This window comes from Acrocarpospora pleiomorpha (genome assembly GCF_009687885.1).
GTDB classification, from domain to species: Bacteria; Actinomycetota; Actinomycetes; order Streptosporangiales; family Streptosporangiaceae; genus Acrocarpospora; species Acrocarpospora pleiomorpha.
Map to the genome: position 1 here is coordinate 56,394 of NZ_BLAF01000053.1, position 20,125 is coordinate 76,518.

21 protein-coding genes are annotated in these 20,125 nt (G+C 70.4%); 12 read left to right on the forward strand and 9 right to left on the reverse strand.

Annotation, left to right across the window (positions count from 1 at the left end; genetic code table 11):
• Positions 1-667, forward strand: a 667-nt coding sequence (locus Aple_RS36865; RefSeq protein ID WP_373869676.1) for a COX15/CtaA family protein, incomplete at its 5' end; no start/stop codon positions are given.
• On the opposite strand, the gene Aple_RS36870 is transcribed toward Aple_RS36865, so the two are convergent.
• Both Aple_RS36870 and Aple_RS36875 read right to left on the reverse strand, forming a co-directional pair.
• On the reverse strand, positions 664-1,881 hold the full coding sequence (locus Aple_RS36870; RefSeq protein ID WP_155349381.1) for a PrsW family intramembrane metalloprotease: 1,218 nt from the start codon (positions 1,879-1,881) through the stop codon (positions 664-666). The genes Aple_RS36865 and Aple_RS36870 overlap by 4 nt on opposite strands.
• A gap of 57 nt (positions 1,882-1,938) precedes the next feature.
• Entirely contained in the window at positions 1,939-2,886 is a 948-nt protein-coding gene (locus Aple_RS36875) for a heme o synthase (protein WP_373869677.1), read from the reverse strand.
• Between the two features lie 326 nt (positions 2,887-3,212).
• Between Aple_RS36875 and tkt the strand changes: the two genes are divergently transcribed.
• The 9 genes from tkt to Aple_RS36920 all read left to right on the forward strand — a co-directional run bounded on the left by tkt (position 3,213) and on the right by Aple_RS36920 (position 13,265).
• Positions 3,213-5,246, forward strand: a complete 2,034-nt coding sequence (tkt, locus tag Aple_RS36880; protein ID WP_373869678.1) for a transketolase — start codon at positions 3,213-3,215, stop codon at positions 5,244-5,246.
• A gap of 2 nt (positions 5,247-5,248) precedes the next feature.
• Positions 5,249-6,352 carry a transaldolase gene (gene tal / locus Aple_RS36885; RefSeq protein ID WP_155349382.1) on the forward strand — a complete coding sequence of 368 codons (1,104 nt, stop codon included), beginning with the start codon at positions 5,249-5,251 and terminating at the stop codon, positions 6,350-6,352.
• A gap of 2 nt (positions 6,353-6,354) precedes the next feature.
• Positions 6,355-7,968: a phosphoglucose isomerase-related protein gene (locus Aple_RS36890; RefSeq protein WP_155349383.1), complete on the forward strand. Its 1,614-nt coding sequence runs from the start codon at positions 6,355-6,357 to the stop codon at positions 7,966-7,968.
• A 3-nt stretch (positions 7,969-7,971) separates the two neighbouring features.
• The gene (gene zwf / locus Aple_RS36895) at positions 7,972-9,576 is read left to right on the forward strand and encodes a glucose-6-phosphate dehydrogenase (protein WP_155349384.1); all 1,605 of its coding nucleotides are present in this window, start codon (positions 7,972-7,974) and stop codon (positions 9,574-9,576) included.
• The gene (locus tag Aple_RS36900; protein ID WP_155349385.1) at positions 9,573-10,484 is read left to right on the forward strand and encodes a glucose-6-phosphate dehydrogenase assembly protein OpcA; all 912 of its coding nucleotides are present in this window, start codon (positions 9,573-9,575) and stop codon (positions 10,482-10,484) included. The genes zwf and Aple_RS36900 overlap by 4 nt, the downstream gene beginning before the upstream one ends.
• A 110-nt stretch (positions 10,485-10,594) precedes the next feature.
• Positions 10,595-11,368 (forward strand): 6-phosphogluconolactonase, encoded by a 774-nt coding sequence (gene pgl / locus Aple_RS36905; RefSeq protein WP_155349386.1) that lies wholly within the window; start codon positions 10,595-10,597, stop codon positions 11,366-11,368.
• Positions 11,369-11,525: 157 nt separating this feature from the next.
• Positions 11,526-11,906, forward strand: coding sequence for a helix-turn-helix transcriptional regulator (locus tag Aple_RS36910; protein WP_246265013.1), 381 nt, complete (start codon positions 11,526-11,528; stop codon positions 11,904-11,906).
• Positions 11,907-11,911: 5 nt separating this feature from the next.
• Positions 11,912-12,328, forward strand: a complete 417-nt coding sequence (locus Aple_RS36915) for a VOC family protein (RefSeq protein WP_155349388.1) — start codon at positions 11,912-11,914, stop codon at positions 12,326-12,328.
• Positions 12,329-12,512: 184 nt separating this feature from the next.
• Positions 12,513-13,265, forward strand: a complete 753-nt coding sequence (locus Aple_RS36920; RefSeq protein WP_155349389.1) for a VOC family protein — start codon at positions 12,513-12,515, stop codon at positions 13,263-13,265.
• Between the two features lie 91 nt (positions 13,266-13,356).
• On the opposite strand, the gene Aple_RS55785 is transcribed toward Aple_RS36920, so the two are convergent.
• The 6 genes from Aple_RS55785 to Aple_RS36945 form a co-directional block, all read right to left on the reverse strand.
• The gene (locus tag Aple_RS55785) at positions 13,357-13,485 is read right to left on the reverse strand and encodes a hypothetical protein (RefSeq protein WP_281361647.1); all 129 of its coding nucleotides are present in this window, start codon (positions 13,483-13,485) and stop codon (positions 13,357-13,359) included.
• Positions 13,486-13,568: 83 nt separating this feature from the next.
• A complete protein-coding gene (locus Aple_RS36925) occupies positions 13,569-14,450 on the reverse strand; it encodes an FAD-dependent oxidoreductase (RefSeq protein ID WP_155349390.1) in 882 nt (293 codons plus the stop codon).
• On the reverse strand, positions 14,389-15,798 hold the full coding sequence (locus Aple_RS36930) for an NAD(P)/FAD-dependent oxidoreductase (protein WP_155349391.1): 1,410 nt from the start codon (positions 15,796-15,798) through the stop codon (positions 14,389-14,391). Before Aple_RS36930 ends, Aple_RS36925 begins: the two co-directional genes overlap by 62 nt.
• Positions 15,795-17,270, reverse strand: coding sequence for an FGGY family carbohydrate kinase (locus Aple_RS36935; RefSeq protein WP_155349392.1), 1,476 nt, complete (start codon positions 17,268-17,270; stop codon positions 15,795-15,797). The genes Aple_RS36930 and Aple_RS36935 overlap by 4 nt, the downstream gene beginning before the upstream one ends.
• Positions 17,267-17,416, reverse strand: a complete 150-nt coding sequence (locus tag Aple_RS36940) for a hypothetical protein (RefSeq protein WP_155349393.1) — start codon at positions 17,414-17,416, stop codon at positions 17,267-17,269. Before Aple_RS36940 ends, Aple_RS36935 begins: the two co-directional genes overlap by 4 nt.
• Positions 17,398-17,643, reverse strand: coding sequence for a hypothetical protein (locus Aple_RS36945; RefSeq protein WP_155349394.1), 246 nt, complete (start codon positions 17,641-17,643; stop codon positions 17,398-17,400). Before Aple_RS36945 ends, Aple_RS36940 begins: the two co-directional genes overlap by 19 nt.
• Positions 17,644-17,696: 53 nt before the next feature.
• Between Aple_RS36945 and Aple_RS36950 the strand changes: the two genes are divergently transcribed.
• Positions 17,697-18,527 carry a DeoR/GlpR family DNA-binding transcription regulator gene (locus Aple_RS36950; RefSeq protein WP_155349395.1) on the forward strand — a complete coding sequence of 277 codons (831 nt, stop codon included), beginning with the start codon at positions 17,697-17,699 and terminating at the stop codon, positions 18,525-18,527.
• Between the two features lie 93 nt (positions 18,528-18,620).
• On the opposite strand, the gene Aple_RS36955 is transcribed toward Aple_RS36950, so the two are convergent.
• Positions 18,621-18,896: a hypothetical protein gene (locus Aple_RS36955; RefSeq protein WP_155349396.1), complete on the reverse strand. Its 276-nt coding sequence runs from the start codon at positions 18,894-18,896 to the stop codon at positions 18,621-18,623.
• Positions 18,897-18,959: 63 nt separating this feature from the next.
• On the opposite strand from Aple_RS36955, the gene Aple_RS36960 reads away from it, so the two are divergent.
• Complete coding sequence (locus Aple_RS36960; protein ID WP_218038689.1) at positions 18,960-19,700, forward strand: DUF72 domain-containing protein; 741 nt, start codon at positions 18,960-18,962, stop codon at positions 19,698-19,700.
• The last annotated feature ends 425 nt before the right edge of the window (positions 19,701-20,125 follow it).

A 20,125-nucleotide genomic window follows, 5' to 3' on the forward strand; every position in this document is an offset into this window, starting at 1 on the left:
CCGCCTGACCCCCCGCCGCCCCTCCCTGGTCAGGCTGGCCGTACTCCAGCCGATCGGCGTGCTCACCCAGGGCCTCTGGGGCGGCCTGGTCGTGCGCAGCGCACTCAACCCGGTCACCGTGAGCGTGCACTTCCTCATCTCGATCGGCATGATCGCCGCCGCCTTCGCCCTCTACGCCCGCTCCGGCGAAGCCGACAACCCCCCGCAACGCCTGGTCCACCGCGACATCCGCACCCTGGGCTTCGTCCTGGTCGGCGCCATCCTCACCCTCCTGGTCGCCGGAGTCGTCGTCACCGGCACCGGCCCCCACTCCGGCGACGAGGCCGCCTCCCGCTTCACCTTCGACATCGAAACCGTCGCCCGCATCCACGCCGACCTCGTCTGGCTAGCCGTCGGCCTCACCATCGCCCTGGCCTTCGCCCTCCACGTCACCAACGCCCCCGGCCTAGCCCGCCGCGCCGCCCTAACCCTCTTCCTGGTCGAACTAGCCCAGGGATTCATCGGCTACGTCCAATACTTCCTAGCCGTCCCCGCCTTCCTGGTCGGCCTCCACGTCCTAGGCTCCACCCTGGTCTGGATCGCCACCCTCCGCGTGGTGTTCCTCATGCGCGATCGCGGCACCCTGGCGGGCGCCGGACCCGTGCTCGCCCACGCGGAGTCACGCTAGACCGGCGGGGGGTACTGGGTGCCCGGGGGGACGTTCGGGGGTGCGCCGGGGGCGTAGCCGGGTGGGGGGACGCCGCGGGCGGCGGAGGCCTGGTGGCGTTCGGGGATGGGGAAGTTGGTGCGGGCGTAGGCCATGAGGTCGGCGAAGGCGCGTTGTCTGGTGCGGAAGTCGGGCTCGTTGACGCCGCCGCGGACGGCGCGTTCGTGGAGGAGGCCGAGTTCGGTGGCGGCGAGCTGGTAGTCGGTCATGGCGCGCACGCCGGCCTTGCCGCCGTGGGCCTTGGCCCATTGCCGGGCCTGGCGGCGTTTCTGCAGCGAGGAGAGCATGAAGATGTCGGAGGCGTTGATGAGGCCGTTCGCCTCGTACGGCGGCAGGTAGTGCTGGATGAGCCCGACGATCCGCTTCCGGTCGCGGACGATCACCCACAGCTCCACGAAGAGCAGCGCCATCAGGAGCAGGTAGGCCACCGCCAGGCCCTGGAAGCCGCCGAAGGAGGCGAGCCCGTTCCAGAGCCCGTGCAACGCCATGGCCCCGAGCCACCCGAGCACGACCACCCAGCCCGCGCGCTTGTGCAGCGCCGCGTACGCCACCGCGATGCCGATCATCGACGTGAACAGCGGATGGGCGAACGGCGACAGCACCCCGCGCAGCACCACGGTGGCGGCCAGGCCCTCGGGACCGTTGTCGGCGAGCGCCGCCAGGTAGTAGCTGACGTTCTCCGACATCGCGAAGCCGAGGCCGACCATGCTGGCGTAGATGATGCCGTCGGTGGGACCGTCCAGCTCCTGCCGCCTGAAGCGCAGCAGCCCGAGCAGGACCAGGCCCTTCATCGTCTCCTCGACCACCGGCGCGCCGATGGTGGCGACGTAGTTGCGGGCGGTGACCGCGTCGCCGAGCCGGTCCTCGACGTAGATCAGGTTGAGCGAGTTGAGGATGCCCGCGATGAGCACGGCCACGCCGGCGCCCCAGGCGAACGCGAAGATCAGGTTGCTGCGCGGCTCCGGCTCCATCCGGTCCAGCGCCAGCACGCCCGCGAGCAGCAGCGGCACCGGCGCGATGGCCAGCGCCAGGGCGATGAAGAACTGCACCGGATCCCCGTTGAGGATGTCGAACGAGAACGACACCAGGGCACAGATCCCCGCCACGACGAGACCGAGAATCAGGCCGATCGACGGGCGTTCCCTCAGCACCGCGCGCGGATCAAGGCTCGCCATTCCGCGAGCGTAACCGACCCGCAACGTCCTGTCCGCTCCCCCAGACCAAGATTCTCATCACACCAGCAGGGAGTCCACGGCGACGGCCAGGAACAGCAGCGCGAGGTAGATGTTGGACCAGTGGAAGAACCGCATCGGCCGCAGGTCGACCCCGGTCTTGCCGGCGTTGAGGCGGTGGCGCAGCGCGTACACCTCGAACAGGCAGGCGGCGCCGAGGGCGGCGGCGACGGCGGGGTAGAGCGGGCTGGTCTGGGCGATCGGCCACAGCAGCAGCGAGCAGAGCACGGTCGCCCAGGTGTAGGCGATGACCTGGCGGACGACGACCCGGTCGGAGGCGACCACGGGGAGCATCGGGACGGCGGCGGCGGCGTAGTCCTCGCGGTAGCGCATGGCCAGCGTCCAGGTGTGCGGCGGCGTCCAGAAGAACACCACGCCGAACAGCACCACGGGCGCCCAGGCCAGCTCGCCGGTGATCCCGGCCCAGCCGATCAGCACCGGCATGCAGCCGGCGATGCCGCCCCACACGATGTTCTGCGACGTGCGCCGCTTCAGGATCAGCGAGTAGACGAGCACGTAGAACAGGATGGCGCCCAGCGACAACCACGCCGCGAGCCAGTTGACCGTCAAGGCCAGGCCAAGAGTGGACAAGGCGCCCAAAATCACACCAAAGATCAGCGCGCCGCGCGGGGAGACCTGGTGGCGGGCCAGCGGGCGGCGGCGGGTGCGCCGCATCACCTCGTCGATGTCCCGGTCGATGTAGCAGTTGAGCGCGTTCGCGCTGCCGGCCGAGAGGGTGCCGAACAGCATCGTCCAGGTGGCGGGCCACAGACCGGGCAGCCCTCGGGCGGCCAGGAACATGACGGGCAGCGTGGTGATCAGCAGCAGCTCGATGATTCGCGGCTTGGTCAGCGCCACATAGGCCCGCACGACCTCGCCGACGGTGCGGCGGGCCGTTCTCGCGGCCCCTGCCGGGGCCATCGTCGGGTTGTTCGTCAGCACCGTCAAGGCGCTTCCAGCACGTGCGGGGTCAACGCGTAACCTCTGATTAGAGCGGATCTCCGGACAGCCGCCGGCAACTTGAGGACTCACTGTAGTCCGGGGAACCGGTGGTCCCTGAATCGGGGCTGCTCAGGTCGGATCGAGCGCGGATCCAGGGCGGATACACGGTGGTCTACCGAACGGTACGGCACCCGACCCGTTAGGGTCCCGTGTGGGCGGGAAATGCCAAAACCGGCGCGAAAAAATCAGAGGGGATCGAGCAGTTGAGCAGCGCAAGCCTTGAGTGGAGCGACCTCGATCGGCGGACCGTCGACGTGGTGCGGGCCCTGGCGATGGACGCGGTGGAGAAGGCGGGCTCCGGCCATCCCGGCACCGCGATGAGCCTCGCCCCCGCCGCTTACCTTCTTTTCCAGAAGACCATGCGACATGACCCGTCCGACCCGACATGGGTGGGCCGGGATAGATTCGTCCTTTCGTGCGGGCATTCCAGCCTGACGCTCTATATACAGCTCTACTTGTCCGGGTACGGCTTGACGCTGGACGACCTGCGCGGCCTGCGCCAGTGGGACAGCCTCACCCCCGGCCACCCCGAGCACGGCCACACGGCCGGCGTCGAGACCACCACGGGCCCGCTCGGCCAGGGCATCGGCAACGCGGTCGGCATGGCCATGGCGGCCCGCCGCGAGCGCGGCCTGTTCGACCCTGCCGCCGAGCCCGGCGCCTCCCCCTTCGACCACCACATCTGGTGCGTGGCCTCCGAGGGCGACATCGAGGAGGGCATCAGCCACGAGGTCAGCGCCCTGGCCGCGCACCAGCAGCTGGGCAACCTGACCGTGCTGTTCGACTCCAACCACATCTCGATCGAGGACGACACCACGATCGCCCTCTCCGAGGACGTGGTCGCCCGCTACGAGGCGTACGGCTGGCACACCCAGACGGTCGACTGGACCGAGACCGGGGAGTACGTGGAGAACGTCCACGCGCTCAACGAGGCCCTGGAGGCGGCCCGCGCCGAGACCGAGCGGCCCTCGTTCATCCGGCTGCGCACGATCATCGGCTGGCCCGCGCCGCACAAGCAGAACACCGGCAAGATCCACGGTTCCGCGCTGGGCGCCGACGAGGTGGCCGCCACCAAGCGGGTGCTGGGCATGGACCCGGAGCAGCACTTCGCGGTCCCGGACGACCTCCTGGCGCACGCCCGCCACGTGGTGGACCGGGGCAGGGCCGCGCACGCCGAATGGGAGAAGTCGTACCTGGAGTGGCGGGACGCCAACCCGGACCGGGCCGCGCTGTTCGACCGGATGGCCACCAGGACCCTGCCCGACGGCTGGTCCCTGGCGCTGCCGCACTTCGAGGTGGGCTCCTCCATCGCGACCCGCAAGGCCTCCGGCGAGGTGCTGTCCGCGCTCGGCCCGGTCCTGCCCGAGCTCTGGGGCGGCTCCGCCGACCTGGCCGACTCCAACAACACGACGATGAAGGGCCAGCCGTCCTTCATCCCGGAGGAGTTCCAGACCAAGGAGTTCCCCGGCAACCCGTACGGGCGGACGCTGCACTTCGGCATCCGCGAGCACGGCATGGGCGCGATCCTCAACGGCATCACCCTGCACGGCGGCACCCGGCCGTACGGCGGGACGTTCCTGGTGTTCAGCGACTACATGCGCCCTGCGGTCCGGCTGGCCGCGCTGATGAAGCTGCCGGTCACCTACGTGTGGACGCACGACTCGATCGGCCTGGGCGAGGACGGCCCGACCCACCAGCCGGTCGAGCAGCTGTGGGCGCTGCGCGCCATCCCGGGCCTGGACGTGGTCCGGCCGGCCGACGCCAACGAGACGGCCGCCGCCTGGCATGCCGTGCTTGAGCACAACGACCGCCCGGCCGCGCTGGCGCTGACCCGGCAGAACCTGCCCGTCTACGAGGGCACCGGCGACGCCACCAAGGTCGCCAAGGGCGGCTACATCCTGGAGGAGGCCTCCACCGGGCAGCCCGAGGTGCTGCTGATCGGCACCGGCAGCGAGGTGGAGCTGGCCGTGGAGGCGCGCGAGCTGCTGGAGGCGGAGGGCATTCCCACCCGGGTGGTGTCGATGCCGTGCGTGGAGTGGTTCCACGCGCAGGATCTGGCCTACCGGACGACCGTGCTGCCGCCGGCGGTGAAGGCGCGGGTCGCGGTCGAGGCGGGGATCGCGCTGGGCTGGCGGGAGTTCGTGGGAGACCATGGGAACGTGGTGAGCCTGGAGCACTTCGGCGCGTCCGCGCCGTACAAGACCCTGTATCAGCAGTTCGGCCTGACGGCCGAGCGTGTGGTGGCCGCGGCCAAGGGCAGCATCGCGAAGCTGGGCGGCGACCCCGGCGAGACGACGGGAAACTAGACATGAGTGAGAACCTCAACAAGCTGACCGGTTTCGGGGTGTCGATCTGGCTGGACGACATCAGCCGGGACCGGCTCAAGAGCGGGAACCTGGCCGCGCTGATGCGTGACAAGCGCGTCACCGGTGTCACCTCCAACCCGACGATCTTCGCGGGCGCGCTGAGCAAGGGCGACGCCTATCGGACGCAGCTGCACGATCTGGCCATCCGCAAGGTCTCGGTGGACGAGGCGGTGCGGGCGATCACGACGTTCGACATCCGGTGGGCGGCCGACGTGCTGCGCCCGGTCTACGACGCGACCGGCGGTGTGGACGGGCGGGTCTCCATCGAGGTGGACCCCCGGCTGGCCAGGCAGACCGCGGAGACGGTCGCCGAGGCGCGGGCGCTGTGGTGGCTGGTGGACCGGCCCAACCTGTTCATCAAGATCCCGGCGACCGTGGAGGGGCTGCCCGCGATCACCGAAGCGCTCGCGGAGGGCATCAGCGTCAACGTCACGCTGATCTTCTCGCTGGAGCGGTACCGGGCGGTCATGGACGCCTGGCTGACCGGCCTGGAGCAGGCGCAGGCCAAGGGCATCCCGCTGGCCGGGATCGAGTCGGTGGCCTCCTTCTTCGTGAGCCGGGTGGACACCGAGGTGGACGCCCGGCTGGACAAGATCGGGACGCCGGAGGCGCTGGAGCTGAAGGGCAAGGCCGCGGTGGCCAACGCCCGCCTGGCGTACGCGGCGTTCGAAGAGGTCACGAACACGCCGCGCTGGCAGGCGCTGCGCGCGGCCGGCGCACGGCCGCAGCGGCCGCTGTGGGCGTCCACCGGCACGAAGAACCCGGAATACCCGGACACGCTGTACGTGGACGAGCTGGTCACCGCCGGGACCGTGAACACGATGCCGGAGAAGACCCTCAACGCCGCCGCCGACCACGGCAAGATCTCCGGTGACACGATCCGGCCCTTCTACGAGCAGGCCTGGAACGCCATGGCCGCGCTCAAGGAGGCCGGCATCGACTACGACGACGTGGTCCGTGTCCTGGAGGACGAGGGCGTCGAGAAGTTCGCGGCGTCCTGGCAGGAACTGCTCAACACCGTCCAGGCCGAGCTGGGGAAGGCCTGATCATGACCGTTGAGGTGTTTCTGGGCGACGCCGCCGGCGCCGTCCGGGACGTGAGAGCCCAGCTGGTCGCCGACGGCGTCCCGGCGGCGCTCGCGGCCGGGGACGCCACGCTGTGGGGCCCGGACGCGCGAGCCGAGGCGGAGATCCGGCTCGGCTGGCTGACGCTGCCGCGGACCAGCAGGGAACTGCTGCCGGAGATCGCCAAACTGGTGGAGCGGGTGCGGGCCGAAGGGCTCGACCACGTGGTGCTGGCCGGGATGGGCGGCTCCTCGCTCGCCCCCGAGGTCATCTGCGCCACCGAGGACGTGCCGCTGACCGTGCTGGACACCACCGACCCCGGGCAGGTGCGGCGCGCTCTGAGCGACCGGCTCGACCACACGATCGTGGTCGTCTCCAGCAAGAGCGGCGGCACGGTGGAGACCGACAGCCACCGCCGGATCTACGAGCAGGCGTTCCGGGACGCCGGGATCGACCCGGCCGAGCGGATCGTGGTCGTCACCGACCCGGGCTCGCCGCTGGAGAAGGCCGCCGCCGAGGCCGGGTACCAGGTGTTCCTGGCCGACCCCAACGTGGGCGGCCGCTACAGCGCGCTGAGCGCGTTCGGCCTGGTGCCGAGCGCGCTGGCGGGCGCGGACGTGGAGCGGCTGCTCGACGACGCGGCCGCGATCCAGGGCTCGCTGGCCCATGACGAGGGCAACCCCGGCCTGGAGCTGGGGGCGCTGCTCGGCGCGATGGCGCTGGCCGGGAAGGACAAGCTGATCCTGCGCGACAGCCTGTCCGACATCAACGGCCTGCCCGACTGGATCGAGCAGCTGATCGCCGAATCCACCGGCAAGTCCGGGAAGGGCATCCTGCCGGTGGTCGGCGCGGAGGCGGCCGAGGCGCACGACCAGTTCGTGGTCAACATCGGCGCCGAGGGCGACATCCGGGTCGAGGGCCCGCTGGGCGGCCAGTTCCTGGTCTGGGAGTACGCGACGGCGATCGCCGGGCGGATCCTGGGCATCGACCCGTTCGACCAGCCGAACGTGGCCGAATCCAAGGAGAACACCGGCAAGATCCTGCAGTCGGCTCCGGAGATCGGCGCGCCGCTGCTGGTCGACGGCCCGGTCGAGGTGTACGGCGAGCTGCCCGGCCACCCCAGGAACCTGGCCGACGCGCTGACCGCGCTGCTGCACGCGATCCCGTCCGAGGGGTACCTCGCGATCATGGCGTACCTGGACCGTGAGGCGGCCTTCGACGCGGCGCCGCTCGGCTCCGGCGACTTCGAGCAGACGGCCGAGGCCTGGGCCGCCGCCGACGTGGCCACGCTGCGGTCGCTGCTGGACTACCGGACCCCGCACGCGGTCACCTTCGGGTGGGGGCCCCGGTTCCTGCACTCGACCGGGCAGTATCACAAGGGCGGGCCGCAGGTCGGGGTGTTCCTGCAGATCACCGGTGCGGTCTCCGACGATGTGGCGGTGCCGGGCAAGCCGTACACGCTGGGGCAGTTGCAACTGGCGCAGGCCCTGGGGGACATCGGGGCGCTACGGTCCCGTAACCGGCCCACCCTACGGTTGCATCTGACCGATCGGGCGGCCGGCGTCGCCCATCTGCTCGCCGTCGCCGAGGAGCTCTGAGCAATGGCACGCAAAGAGGGCGCGATCTCGGAAGAGGCGAACGTGGCCGCCGCGGCGGTGGCCGCCACGGCCACCACCGCCGAGGTATTCGAGAACAACCCGCTGCGTGACCCCCGGGACAAGCGGCTGCCGCGGGTCGCCGGGCCGTGCGTGCTGGTGCTGTTCGGGGTGACGGGGGACCTGGCCAAGCGCAAGCTGCTGCCCGCCATCTACGACCTGGGCAACCGGGGGCTGCTGCCGCCCGGCTTCTCGCTGGTCGGGTTCGCCCGGCGGGACTGGGCGCACGAGGACTTCGCGCAGGTGACGTACGAGGCGGTCAAGCAGTACGCGCGCACCCCCTTCCGGGACGAGGTCTGGAAGCAGATCTGCGAGGGCATCCACTTCTGTCCGGGCGAGTTCCACGACGAGGGCGCGTTCGACGTGCTCGCGATGATGCTCAAGGAGATCGACGAGACCCGCGGCACCGGCGGCAACTACGCCTTCTACCTGTCGGTCCCGCCCAAGTTCTTCCCGACCGTGGTCGAGCAGCTCAAGCGCACCGGCCTGGCCCAGGCCCCCGACGGGTCCTGGCGCCGGGTCGTGATCGAGAAGCCGTTCGGGCACGACCTGAAGAGCGCGCAGGAGCTGAACGCGATCACCAGCGCGGTCTTCCCGGAGAGCTCGGTCTTCCGGATCGACCACTACCTGGGCAAGGAGACCGTCCAGAACATCCTGGCGCTCCGCTTCGCCAACACGCTGTACGAGCCGATCTGGAACCGGGGTTACGTCGACCACGTGCAGATCACCATGGCCGAGGACATCGGGATCGGCAGCCGGGCCGGCTACTACGACGGCATCGGCGCGGCCAGGGACGTCATCCAGAACCACCTGCTCCAGCTGCTGGCGCTGGTCGCGATGGAGGATCCGACCTCCTTCGACGCCCATTCGCTGCGGCGCGAGAAGGAGAAGGTGCTCAAGGCGGTCCGGCTGCCCGACGATCTAGGGCTGGGCACCACCCGCGGGCAGTACACGGCGGGCTGGCAGGGCGGCGAGTCGGTCATCGGCTACCTGGAGGAACAGGGCATCCCGGCCGACTCGATGACCGACACCTACGCGGCGATCCGGCTGGAGGTGGCCAACCGGCGCTGGGCGGGCGTGCCGTTCTACCTGCGCGCCGGCAAGCGCCTCGGCCGCCGGGTGACCGAGGTGGCCGTGGTGTTCGAACGGGCACCGCACCTGCCGTTCAGCAAGGACGACACCGAGATCCTCGGGCAGAACGCGCTGGTCATCCGGGTTCAGCCGGATGAGGGCATCACCGTGCGGTTCGGGTCGAAGGTGCCGGGCACGGCCATGGAGGTCCGGGACGTGTCGATGGACTTCGCCTACGGCGAGTCGTTCATGGAAAGCTCTCCCGAGGCGTACGAGCGGCTGCTGCTGGACGTGCTGATCGGCGATCCGCCGCTGTTCCCGCACCAGCGGGAGGTGGAGCTGTCCTGGGAGATCCTCGATCCGATCGAGGAATACTGGGCGACGCACGGCCGTCCCGAGGGGTACCCGGCCGGAACCTGGGGCCCTCCGTCGGCCGACGCCATGCTGGCCCGCGACGGACGTGTCTGGAGGCGGCTGTGACCAGCTTCAACCTGACCGACACCCAGGCGTCGAAGATCTCCTCGACGCTCACCAAGCTGCGCCACCAGATGGGCGCGCCCGCCGTGGGCATGGTGCTCACGCTGGTCGTGGTCTGCGACGAGGCCGGGCAGTACGACTCGGTCCGCGCCGCCACCGACGCGGCCCGCGAGCACCCGTCCAGGATCCTGGTGGTGATCGGACGCGACCCGAACGAGCCCAACCGGCTCGACGCGGAACTGCGGGTCGGCGAGTCCTCTCCCGGCGAGGTGGTGCTCCTGCGCCTGTACGGCCAGCTGACCAAACACGCCGAGTCGGTGATCAGCCCGCTGCTGCTGACCGACACTCCCGTGGTGGTCTGGTGGCCGGGCGCCAGCCCCGACGTGCCCGCCGATGACAAGGTCGGCAAGCTGGCCAGCCGCCGCATCACCGACGCGCACGCGGCCAAGGACTCGGTGAAGGCGATCACCGGGCGGTCCGGCGGCTACGTGCCCGGCGACACCGACCTGGCGTGGACCCGGCTGACGACCTGGCGCTCGCTGCTGGCCGCGGCGTTCGACCAGAACGTCGGCAAGGTCAAGAAGGGCATCGTCGAGGCCTCCCCCGGCCACGCCAGCGCCGTCCTGCTGGCGTCGTGGCTGTCGGACCGCCTCGGGGCGCCCATCCAGGTGGGCGAATCCGAAGGCCCAGGCCTTACGGCGGTACGGCTGACGCTGGCCTCCGGCGGCGAGCTGACCCTGACCCGGTCGGACGCTCGCCTGGCCACGCTGTCCCGCCCCGGCCAGCCGGACCGCCGGGTGGCCCTGGCCCGCCGCCCGACCTCGGAGCTCATCGCCGAGGAACTGCGGCGCCTGGACCCCGACGAGATCTACGCCTCGGCCCTGCGTCACCTGGCCAACGGCACGAAATGACCGTGCGGCCGGGTCTCACGAGACCCGGCCTCCGGCAGTCGATCCGCCGGGCCTCGCGGGCATTGGATCCGTATTCGGGTGGCCGTCCGTACCAAGCTAAGGAAGAACTCGTGAGTGTTCCAAGCGTCCTTGTACACAAGAACGCCGACGTGCTGGCGGAGGCGGTGGCAGCCAGGCTGATCACCCGCCTGGTGGACGTGCAGGCCGCCCGGGGTTCCGCGTCCGTCGTCCTCACCGGAGGCACGCTCGGCATCGCCAGCCTGGCCGCCGTGGCGGCCACCCCCGCCCGGGACGCGATCGACTGGCGAAACCTCGACCTGTGGTGGGGCGACGAGCGTTTCCTTCCCGCCGGTGACCCGGAACGCAACGAGACCCAGGCCCGCGAGGCGCTGCTCGACCAGGTCGAGCTGACCCCGTCGCGAATCCACCCGATGGCCCCCGCCGACTCCGGCCAGAGCGCCGAAGAGGCCGCCGACTCCTATGCCGCCGAACTCGCCAAAGCCGCCTATCCCGAGGACCACGGCCCCGTCCCGTCCTTCGACATCCTCCTCCTCGGCCTCGGCCCAGACACCCACGTCGCCTCCCTCTTCCCCGGCCACCCGGCCCTCTACGAGGAGGAACGCTCGGTGGTGGCCGTCCACCACTCCCCCAAACCGCCGCCCACCAGGATCTCCCTGACCTTCCCCGCGATCCAGGCCGCCCGCGAAGTCTGGGTCGTCTCCGCAGGCGCCGAAAAAGCCCGCGCCGTCCACCTGGCCCTGACCGGCGGCCGCCTCCAAGCCCCCGGCGCCGGAGCCCGCGGCCGCCAGCGCACTCTGTTCCTCCTCGACCGCGCCGCCGCGGCCGAGATCCCCCCGGGCCTCGGCCGCATCGCCTCGCCCTGACGCCCAAGCCGCGGCAGTGCTCGTTAGTGCGGCTCGTGTCCTCGGCGCTCCGCGCTTTCGAGCAGCCAGGACTCCACTGCGGTCGGCGCCGACGCTGTGCGATGCTGGGTGCGTGACGCTGGAGGACCTCGTCCGGCTGCGCCGGGCCCGTGACCTGATGGATCGTGACTACGCGAAGCCGCTCGACGTGCCGGCGCTGGCGCGGGTCGCCCTCATGTCGCCGGGTCATTTCTCCCGCAGTTTCCGCGCCGCCTTCGGGGAGACGCCGTACAGCTATCTGATGACGCGCCGGATCGAGCGGGCCAAGGCGCTGCTGCGGCGGGGTGACCTGACGGTGACGGAGGTCTGCTTCGAGGTCGGATGTACCTCGCTGGGGTCGTTCAGCTCGCGGTTCACCGAGTTGGTCGGCGAGAGCCCGAGCGCATATCGGGCCCGCAGCCATGACGAGGGCGCCGCCATCCCCGCGTGCGTCGCCAAGATCTTCACGCGACCGGTCAGGAACGGAGAAGCGAAGCATGCTTCCCGGCCCATATCGTGAAACGTATGGACATCAAGCTTTCAGCGTGCTTCATCGCAGTCGACGACCATGACAAGGCGCTCGCCTTCTACCGGGACGTTCTCGGCTTCGAGGTGCGCAACGACGTCGGATTCGAGGGGATGCGCTGGGTGACCGTCGGGCCGCCGTCGCAGCCCGACGTGGACATCGTCCTCGAACCGCCCCTCGCGAACCCGAACGCCTCGGCCGCCGACAAGGAGGCCATGGCGGAGTTGCTGGCGAAGGGCCAGCTGCGCGGTGTCATCTTCAGCACCGACGACTGCGACGCCACCTTCGAGCGCATCAGCGCCTCGGGCGCCGAGGTGCTGCAGGAGCCGATCGACCAGCCGTACGGCGTCCGCGACTGCGCCTTCCGCGATCCCTCCGGCAACATGCTGCGCTTCAACCAGCCTCGCGGGCAGTGAGCCGCGAGTTCAGTGAGCCGCCAGTTCAGTGAGCCGCCAGTTCATGGTGCGATTGCCTGTCGTTGATCCCTCCCGGACATCCAGGCCCGCGGGGTAAACCCTTCGACGAGATCCCGCAAAAGCAGGATTTTTCGGGAGTTCTGGGGCGTCGGAGCCTATATGGGCGACGCGAAGGAGGGGTGGTATGGCAGTGATCACGAGGTATCGGCCGGGGATGCCGTGCTGGGTTGATCTGTCGACGGTGAACGTCGATGAGTCGGTCGGGTTCTATGGGCAGATCTTCGGCTGGACCATCGAGTACGACGAGATCGGCGGCTACGGCCAGTTCTACCGCCGGGACAAGTCCGTCGCGGGGATCGGCTCGACCATGGGACCCGAGTCGCCCACCCTGTGGAACATCTACATCGCCACCGACGACGCGGCGAAGAGCGTCGAGCTGGCCAGGGAGGCCGGGGCCAACGTCGTGGCCGAGCCCATGGAGATCACGGGCGAGGGGACCGTGGCCGTCTTCCAGGATCCGACCGGCGCGTATGTGGGAGTCTGGCAGGCCGACCAGCACCAGGGCGCCGAGCTGATCAACGAGCCGGGTTCGGTCAACCTGTTCGAACTGGTGACCACGGACGTGGAAGAGGCGAAGAGCTTCTACGGGAAGGTTTTCGGGTGGACTCCCGGAATCCCCGCGAAGCAGTACACACCCATGCTGTCCGAGGGCAGCCCGGTCGCCGGGATGCTCAGCATCGACGACCGGTTCCCGGCCGAGGTCCCGCCGCGCTGGCTCGTCTATTTCGGCACCGCCAACCTCGACGCCACCATCGACCAGACGCTCGGCCTCGGCGGCAGGGTGCTGCTCGGCCCGATCGACATCCCCGGCACCGGCCGCTTCGCGGTCTTCGGCGACCCGATGAACGCACCCTTCGCCGCCTGGCAGGCCGCCTGACCTCGCTGCGGGCGTAGGGCGACCGGATCCTGGCAGCCCCACATCGACCTGCGCCCGTTCGGTTGCTCCCGCGGCCTCGCCCGTACCGGGGTCAGCGGGAGGTAGTGCGGCGGCGAGAGATCGCCAACGCCGAAACCAGCGTGACCACGCCGAGTGCGAGCCACGCCGCCTTCGGCACGTCCTCGATGCCGACCTCGATCTCTGACGGCCAGGCGCCCATATGTCCGTGGACGGTGATTCGGGACCCGTGTAGTCAGACTCTGTCGAAGGTGAAAGGGAATGTGCCTACCGGCGAGGAGACCTTCATGGGTGTCCGATTCGTAGGGTTGTCGGGGCGTGGTCACGGGGAGCGCGCTGGTGGAGAGCCAGGGTGGCCGCCTGGATTCCCGCCTCGATCGGGGACCAGCCGGGTTCGTCGTCGTCCAGGTCCTGGGCGAAGATCACCCCCGGGCGGTCGAGTACGGCTCCGTCGACGTTGCGGTACGGGACGTGGCCGTCGGCGAGGACGAGCGAGTCGCACGCCCGCGTCCAGGTGCGCCGGCCGTCGGAGACCTCAATCGACTGGATCCGCGGCGTCCCCAGCGTGCGCAGGACCCGGACGCCGGGCAGGACCTCGGCGGCGGCCGGGAAGCCGAGCCACGGCGAGCCGAGAACCGTGCACGTCTCCGCTACTTTGAGGACTTCGACGGCGACCTCCCTGGCCCATCGCCCGGCCCCGAGTATCACCACGTTCCGCCCGAGGATGACCCGTCGCGCCAGCAGGTGGGCCGCGACCGTGGCCGGGATCACTCCGCCGGTGCGCGCGCCGTCCACCCGCGATTCCGCCCGGGTACGGGGACGATGACCGGTGGCGACGACCAGCGCGTGGGCCGGGTGGAGCCCGCCGGACTGGCCGATGGCCAGCAGCCGGTCCCCCTCCCACCGCACCGCCTGCGTCCCGGGGGCGAACGCGACGCCTCGCGCCTCCGCCTTGGCCCGCAGGCCGATGTGCGCGCGATCCTCCCACAGTTCGCCCCCGATGACGGGCAACCGCTCGAACACGGTGACACGGGCGTCCCGTCCGAGCACCGCGGCGCAGGCCAGCCCGGCCAGGCCGGACCCGGCGACGACGATGTGCGCCGGTTCAGGCACCGCCGACCCCCCATTCCGAACCCGGCTCGCCCTGCGGGACGTTCCACGGTTCATACCCTTGCTGGACGGACAGGATGAATCCCACCCCGACCGCGCAGTAGGCGCCCTGGCAGCGTCCGGCCATGGCGCGGGTGCGTTTGCGTACGCCGTCGAGTGATCGGGCCGGCACGACGCCCGTGCATGCCGCCTCGATCTCGGCGGCGGTCACGTGCTCGCACGCGCACACCACCGTCGAATCCGCGGCCGCGTCCGCGCTGGACAGTTCGGCCAGGCGAGGGACGCGCGGGAGCCGTACCGCTGAATCCTGGCGCGGGGTCAGCGGGACGCCGATGGATTCGAGCAGCGAGCAGACCAGGCCGGCGACCGCCGGGGAGGACTGCACGCCGGTCGAGCGGATGCCGGTCGCGTGCACGAGGTTCGGGACCTGGGCGGAGACCTCGATGCGGTAGGTACGGTCGGCCGCCGGGCGCAGGCCCGCGAAGACCTTGATGACGTGGTCGCGGGACAGGGCCGGGATCAGGTTGCCGGCTCGCCGCCAGATCCAGTCGAGCGTCTCCGCGTCGGTGGACTTGTCGGTCTTGTCGGTTTCGTCGGTGGCGGTGGGCCCGACCAGGACCGTCCGGTTCGTGGTCGGCACCGCGAGGACGCCGCGGGTGTGCTCGGTCGGGATGGTCGTGAGGATCTTGGGGACCCGCTCGCCGACCGCCCGGTCGAGCAGGAGGAACATGCCCTTGCGCGGCCACATCTCGAACGATTCGGCCTTGGCGGCGCGGGCGATCACGTCGCCGTTGACTCCGGCCGCGTTGACGACCGCGCCGGCCGCGAAGGTCTCCTTGGGGGTCACGACGTGGGTGATGCGCCCGTCCCGATCGTGCAGGAAGCCGGTGGCGGGGGTCGAGCAGCGCAGGTCCACTCCGTTGGTGACCGCGAGCCGGGCCCGGCCGATGGTCAGCCGGATCGGGTCGACGACGGCCTCGCCGGGCACGTGCAGGGCGGCCAGCGCGTCCGGGGCCGTCCCGGCGGCGGTTTCGCGGAGCCGCGCGCCTTCGAGCACCTCGAACCGGGCGCCCGCGTTGGCTGCCTGTTCGGCGAGTTTCTCCACTTTCGCGAGGTCGTCCTCGTCGAAGGCGAACGAGAGGGAGCCGATGCGCTCGAACGGGACGTCGAGGGCTTCGCAGGTCGATTCCCAGGTGTCGCGGGAGGCAAGGACCAGATCGGATTCGAGCGTTCCCGTGGGCATGTCGTAGCCGGTGCCCGCGATGCCGGAGTTGGCCTTCGACGCGCCTTCGGCCACGTCGTGGGCGGCTTCGAGCCACAGCACGCGCAGGTGGTAGCGGGACAGCTGGGCGGCGATGGCGGAGCCGATCACTCCGGCTCCGATGATGGCGACGTCATACGTCAACGGGAGACCTCGAGTTCGCTGGGATCGACGCCGCGGGTCGCGGCGACGAAGCGGCGCCAGCGGGCCCGGTGCTCCTCCCGCCAGGCGGCGTCGCGGCGCGGTTCGACCGGCGGGTGGAACGCCGCCCGGGCGGCGAGTCCGGGCAGGTCGAGTTCACCGGCCCCCATGGCGGCGAACCCGGCGACTCCGGCGGCGGTGCTGTCCCGGTTGACGGCCGGGAGGACCGCGCGCCCGCACAGGTCGGCCTGGAGTTGCAGCAGGGTGGCGCTGGCGCTCAGGCCGCCGTCGACGCGCAGCGCTTCGGGCGGGCCCTGCTCCCGTTCGACGGCGTCGATCACGTCGGCGACCCGGTTGGCGACTCCGTCGAGCACGGCGCGGGCGATGTCGGCGGGGGTGGTCGAGGCGCGCAGACCGGACAGCACGCCCGCCGCGCCGGGACGCCACCAGGGTGCGCCGACGCCGCTGAAGCTGGGCAGGAACATGGTCCCCGGGTTCCCGTCGGCGGCCAGCGCGCTCACGGCGGCGGCGTCCGGGGCGAGCCCGAGCGAGACCAGCCAGTCGACCGCCGTGGCGGCCGTGAACACGCCGCCTTCGATGGCCCACGCCCTGGTCTGGCCCATCGACCAGGCGAAGGTCGGCATCAGGCCGTTTCCGGGGCGCCGGGGTTTGGGGCCGGCGTTGGCTTCGATGAAGCAGCCGGTGCCGTACGTGACCTTGACGTCGCCGGTGCTGATGCCGCCGACGGCGGCCAGCGCGGCCTGCTGGTCGCAGGAGCTCGCGTAGAGCGGCGCGCCGAGGCGCGTCGGCAGCGGCTCGCTGACGATCGTGTCCATGATGTGCGGGAGGGTGCGGATATCTATCCCGTACGCCCCTGCGCAACCTTCGTCGAATTCGAGCGTGTCGAGATCCATAAGCTGGGTTCTGCTGGCGGTGGATGGATCTGTGATGAACTCGCCCCCGGTGAGGTGGTAGATGAAGAAACTGTCGAGGGTGCCCACTGCGAGATGTCCGGCGGCCTCTTGGACGCTGGGAAGGTTGCGCAGAATCCAGGCGATCTTCCCCGCCGAGAAGTATGGATCCAGGGGTAGCCCGGTGCGTTCCTCCAGCTCGTCCTGCTGTGGCGTACCCGCCATCGGCTCGACCACCTCGGTGGCCCGCCGGTCTGACCAGAGGATCGCCGGAGACAGCGGCTCGCCCGTTCTGCGGTCGAACGCGATCACGCTCTCGCCCTGGTTCGCCAGCCCGATCCCGGCCAGTTCGGCGCCGCCTTCGACCCGCGTGAGGGCTTCGGCGACGGTGTCCTCGATGGCCGCGAGCAGTGCGAGGCCGTCCTGCTCGTCCCAGCCGGGACGCGGATGCGAGGTGGCCGCCCTCCGACGCGCCGACGCCACGCAGCGGCCTTCCTCGTCGTAGAGCCCGGTGAAGGTGCTCGTGGTCCCCTGGTCGACGCCCGCGTAGACACGGATGGTCATTTCGCGCGTTCTCCTTCCACACTGCCGTGCGGCAGTCGCCGCGGAGCCGCGACCCACCAGGCCAGGCCACTCGCGAACGCTCCGGCCGCGACCAGCGCCGGTTTGTGATTCTCCTCGCGGCCGATCATCAGGACCAGTACCAGCACGCGCCCAGCGCGGCCGCCAGATCAAAGCGGCCCAGCGAGAAGGTTCCGGACATGACGGGGAGACGTGATCCGCGGAACAGGTAGGCCACGCTGATCACGCCGTTCACGCCGACGGGGATGAGCTCAGAGACGACTTCGGGACCCGCTTGAGCTCCGGCTGGTAGGCGAAAGCCCGCGAGCACGCTGTCGTCCTGCTGCTGCGCCGCTGGCTGCCGTGGTGGGCCCATCGCGTGACCTCCGCGAAGTAGGATCAATGCGACAGATTGAATCAGCTTCAATCATGAGAGACAACGCTTTGAGCGAAGATGAGCGATCGACCGGGGTTCGATCGACGGCGGAGCGTCGCGCCGAAGAGCGTTACGCGCACGTTCTGGAGCTGCTCGCGCGGCAGGAGACCGCGTCCCTGGACGAGATCCAAGCGGTCGCCGCCGCCAGCCCGGCCACCGTGCGCCGCGACCTCGCGACCCTGGAAGGCCAGGGCCTGATCCGGCGGACCCGGGGCGGCGCGGCCCTGGTCCCGGTCGCCAGCACCCTGGACGAGACGTTCACCCTTCGCCGTCGCCGCAACGCCCGCGACAAGGGCATGATCGCCGTCGCGGCGGCCGGGCTGATTCCCACCGGCTCGGCCCTGTTCATCAACGACGGCAGCACCACGTTCGCGCTCTGCGAGGAGCTCGCCGGCCGGGGTGATCCCCTCTGGGTGGCCACCACCGCCCTGAACGTGGCCGAACGCCTGGCCGGCGTCGGTGTCTTCGAGGTGATCGTCATCGGGGGCACCCTGCGCGGCTCGTCCTTCGCCACCAGCGGCCCGATGGCCACCGCCGCCCTCGAACAGTTCACCGCCGACTTCGCCGTGATCGGCTGCGACGGCCTCGACCTCGAATCCGGGGTCCGCTGGAACAGCCTCGTCGACGCGGAGGTCGCCCAGGTGATGGTCCGCCGCGCCAGCCGTACCATCGTGGTCGCCGATTCCAGCAAGTTCGGCCATCGCGCCCGGGTCGGCACCCTCAACTGGGACGCCGTGGACGATTTGGTGACCGACTCCATCACCGACGAATGGTCGAAACACCTCGAATCAGCGGGCGTCCGCGTCACCCTCGCGTCTGAGTAGGTTTCAGGCGGCTGGCCGCGCTCTCGTACCAGACCAGGCGGGTACGGATATCGCCGCCGCCCCGGAACACCGTCTTGCCTGGCGGACCTCAAGCTACAGCGGCGCCGGGAATCGCGTCGAGGTCGGCCGACCGCGGACACCGTGATCATCCGCCACAGCAAGCACCCCAGCACGGGCACGATCATCTTCCCCCGCCCGCCTGGACCTGCTTCCTCCACGAGGGCCGCGGGCCACGATCTCCAGCGGCCGGGTGGCCATGTTCGTCACGACGTTGCGATGGCAGCCGTCGTCGGTGGCGGTGGTGTCACCGTGGCAGCTCTCCTCGGTCAACGTGGCGATGCCCTGCCCGCGCCTCCAGTCGATCCTCACAGGACCTGACCAGCCGCCGCCCCGCCCACTGGTGTCCCGCTGACCTGGGGATATGCTGGTTAGGTGTTGGTAGGAACGTCAGGGTGGCAGTATGCCGACTGGCGGGGAGTGCTCTACCCGCCCGGCCTCGCTCAGAAGCGGTGGCTGGAGCGGTATGGCGAGTGCTTCCAGACGGTGGAGAACAACGGAACCTTTTACCGGCTCCAAGCCCGGGAGACTTTCGAAAGCTGGCGCGAGCGCACCCCCGACGACTTCGTGATGGCGATCAAGGCCAGCCGTTTCCTCACCCACGTCAGGAAGCTCACGGACCCGAAGGAACCCGTCGATCGCCTGCTCGCCGCGGCCGGCGGGCTGGGCGACAAGCTCGGCCCGGTCCTCCTGCAACTCCCGCCGACCCTCCACGCCGACCCCGAAGCTCTCGCCGCATGCCTGGGGTGCTTCCCTACCGGCATACGCATCGCCGTCGAACCACGCCATCCATCATGGTGGACCGACGAGATCCGGGACGTGCTGGTCTCCCACGCCGCCACCCTCTGCTGGAGCGACCGATTCGGCCGCCCCCAGACCCCGCTGTGGCGTACCACCGACTGGGCCTACCTACGCTTCCACGAGGGCGGATCCGCCATTCCCCCGTCCTACGGCGACACCGCGCTCCGCTCCTGGCTCCGCCGTCTCAACGGCCTCGACGACGTCTACGTCTACTTCAACAACGACCTGACCGGAGCGGCAGTCCGCGACGCCGCCCGCTTCGCGAACCTGGCTCGCGCCAGCGGACACACGGTGAGCAGAACCGCTTCCGCGTAGCCCAAGCCAACGCCACACCCCGCAGGTGCATCGGGACCGCTCACGCCAGCGGACACGCGGTGACCAGGACCGCTTCCGCGTAGCCCAAGCCAACGCCACACCCCGCAGGTGCATCGGGACCGCTCACGCCAGCGGACACGCGGTGACCAGGACCGCTTCCGCGTAGCCCAAGCCAACGCCACACCCCGCTGATGCATCGGCATCGCTCACGCCTGGGAACAATTCGGCCGCTGCGACAAGACAAATCCACGCCCTGGGAACCGGCGAACGCTCCGCTCCCGTCAGAGATCCAGCGCCATTCAGCGGCGGACTGATCTCCAAATTGCTTGACGCCCCCGGCTCCTCCCCCAGCCTGCGCATCCTGGCCGCCCACGGTTACTTGATCCACCAACCCATCCGTGGCGGTAATGCCGCAAGAGCCTCGA

What these genes read in the sequence shown, in the direction of transcription:
- Aple_RS36870 (WP_155349381.1), bottom strand. Translation starts at nt 1,881, where the DNA reads ATGGCGAGCCTTGATCCGCGCGCGGTGCTGAGGGAACGCCCGTCGATC.
- tkt (WP_373869678.1), top strand. Translation starts at nt 3,213, where the DNA reads ATGGACGCGGTGGAGAAGGCGGGCTCCGGCCATCCCGGCACCGCGATG.
- tal (WP_155349382.1), top strand. Translation starts at nt 5,249, where the DNA reads ATGAGTGAGAACCTCAACAAGCTGACCGGTTTCGGGGTGTCGATCTGG.
- Aple_RS36890 (WP_155349383.1), top strand. Translation starts at nt 6,355, where the DNA reads ATGACCGTTGAGGTGTTTCTGGGCGACGCCGCCGGCGCCGTCCGGGAC.
- zwf (WP_155349384.1), top strand. Translation starts at nt 7,972, where the DNA reads ATGGCACGCAAAGAGGGCGCGATCTCGGAAGAGGCGAACGTGGCCGCC.
- Aple_RS36910 (WP_246265013.1), top strand. Translation starts at nt 11,526, where the DNA reads ATGGATCGTGACTACGCGAAGCCGCTCGACGTGCCGGCGCTGGCGCGG.
- Aple_RS36915 (WP_155349388.1), top strand. Translation starts at nt 11,912, where the DNA reads ATGGACATCAAGCTTTCAGCGTGCTTCATCGCAGTCGACGACCATGAC.
- Aple_RS36920 (WP_155349389.1), top strand. Translation starts at nt 12,513, where the DNA reads ATGGCAGTGATCACGAGGTATCGGCCGGGGATGCCGTGCTGGGTTGAT.
- Aple_RS55785 (WP_281361647.1), bottom strand. Translation starts at nt 13,485, where the DNA reads ATGGGCGCCTGGCCGTCAGAGATCGAGGTCGGCATCGAGGACGTGCCG.
- Aple_RS36925 (WP_155349390.1), bottom strand. Translation starts at nt 14,450, where the DNA reads ATGAACCGTGGAACGTCCCGCAGGGCGAGCCGGGTTCGGAATGGGGGG.
- Aple_RS36935 (WP_155349392.1), bottom strand. Translation starts at nt 17,270, where the DNA reads ATGACCATCCGTGTCTACGCGGGCGTCGACCAGGGGACCACGAGCACC.
- Aple_RS36945 (WP_155349394.1), bottom strand. Translation starts at nt 17,643, where the DNA reads ATGGGCCCACCACGGCAGCCAGCGGCGCAGCAGCAGGACGACAGCGTG.
- Aple_RS36950 (WP_155349395.1), top strand. Translation starts at nt 17,697, where the DNA reads ATGAGAGACAACGCTTTGAGCGAAGATGAGCGATCGACCGGGGTTCGA.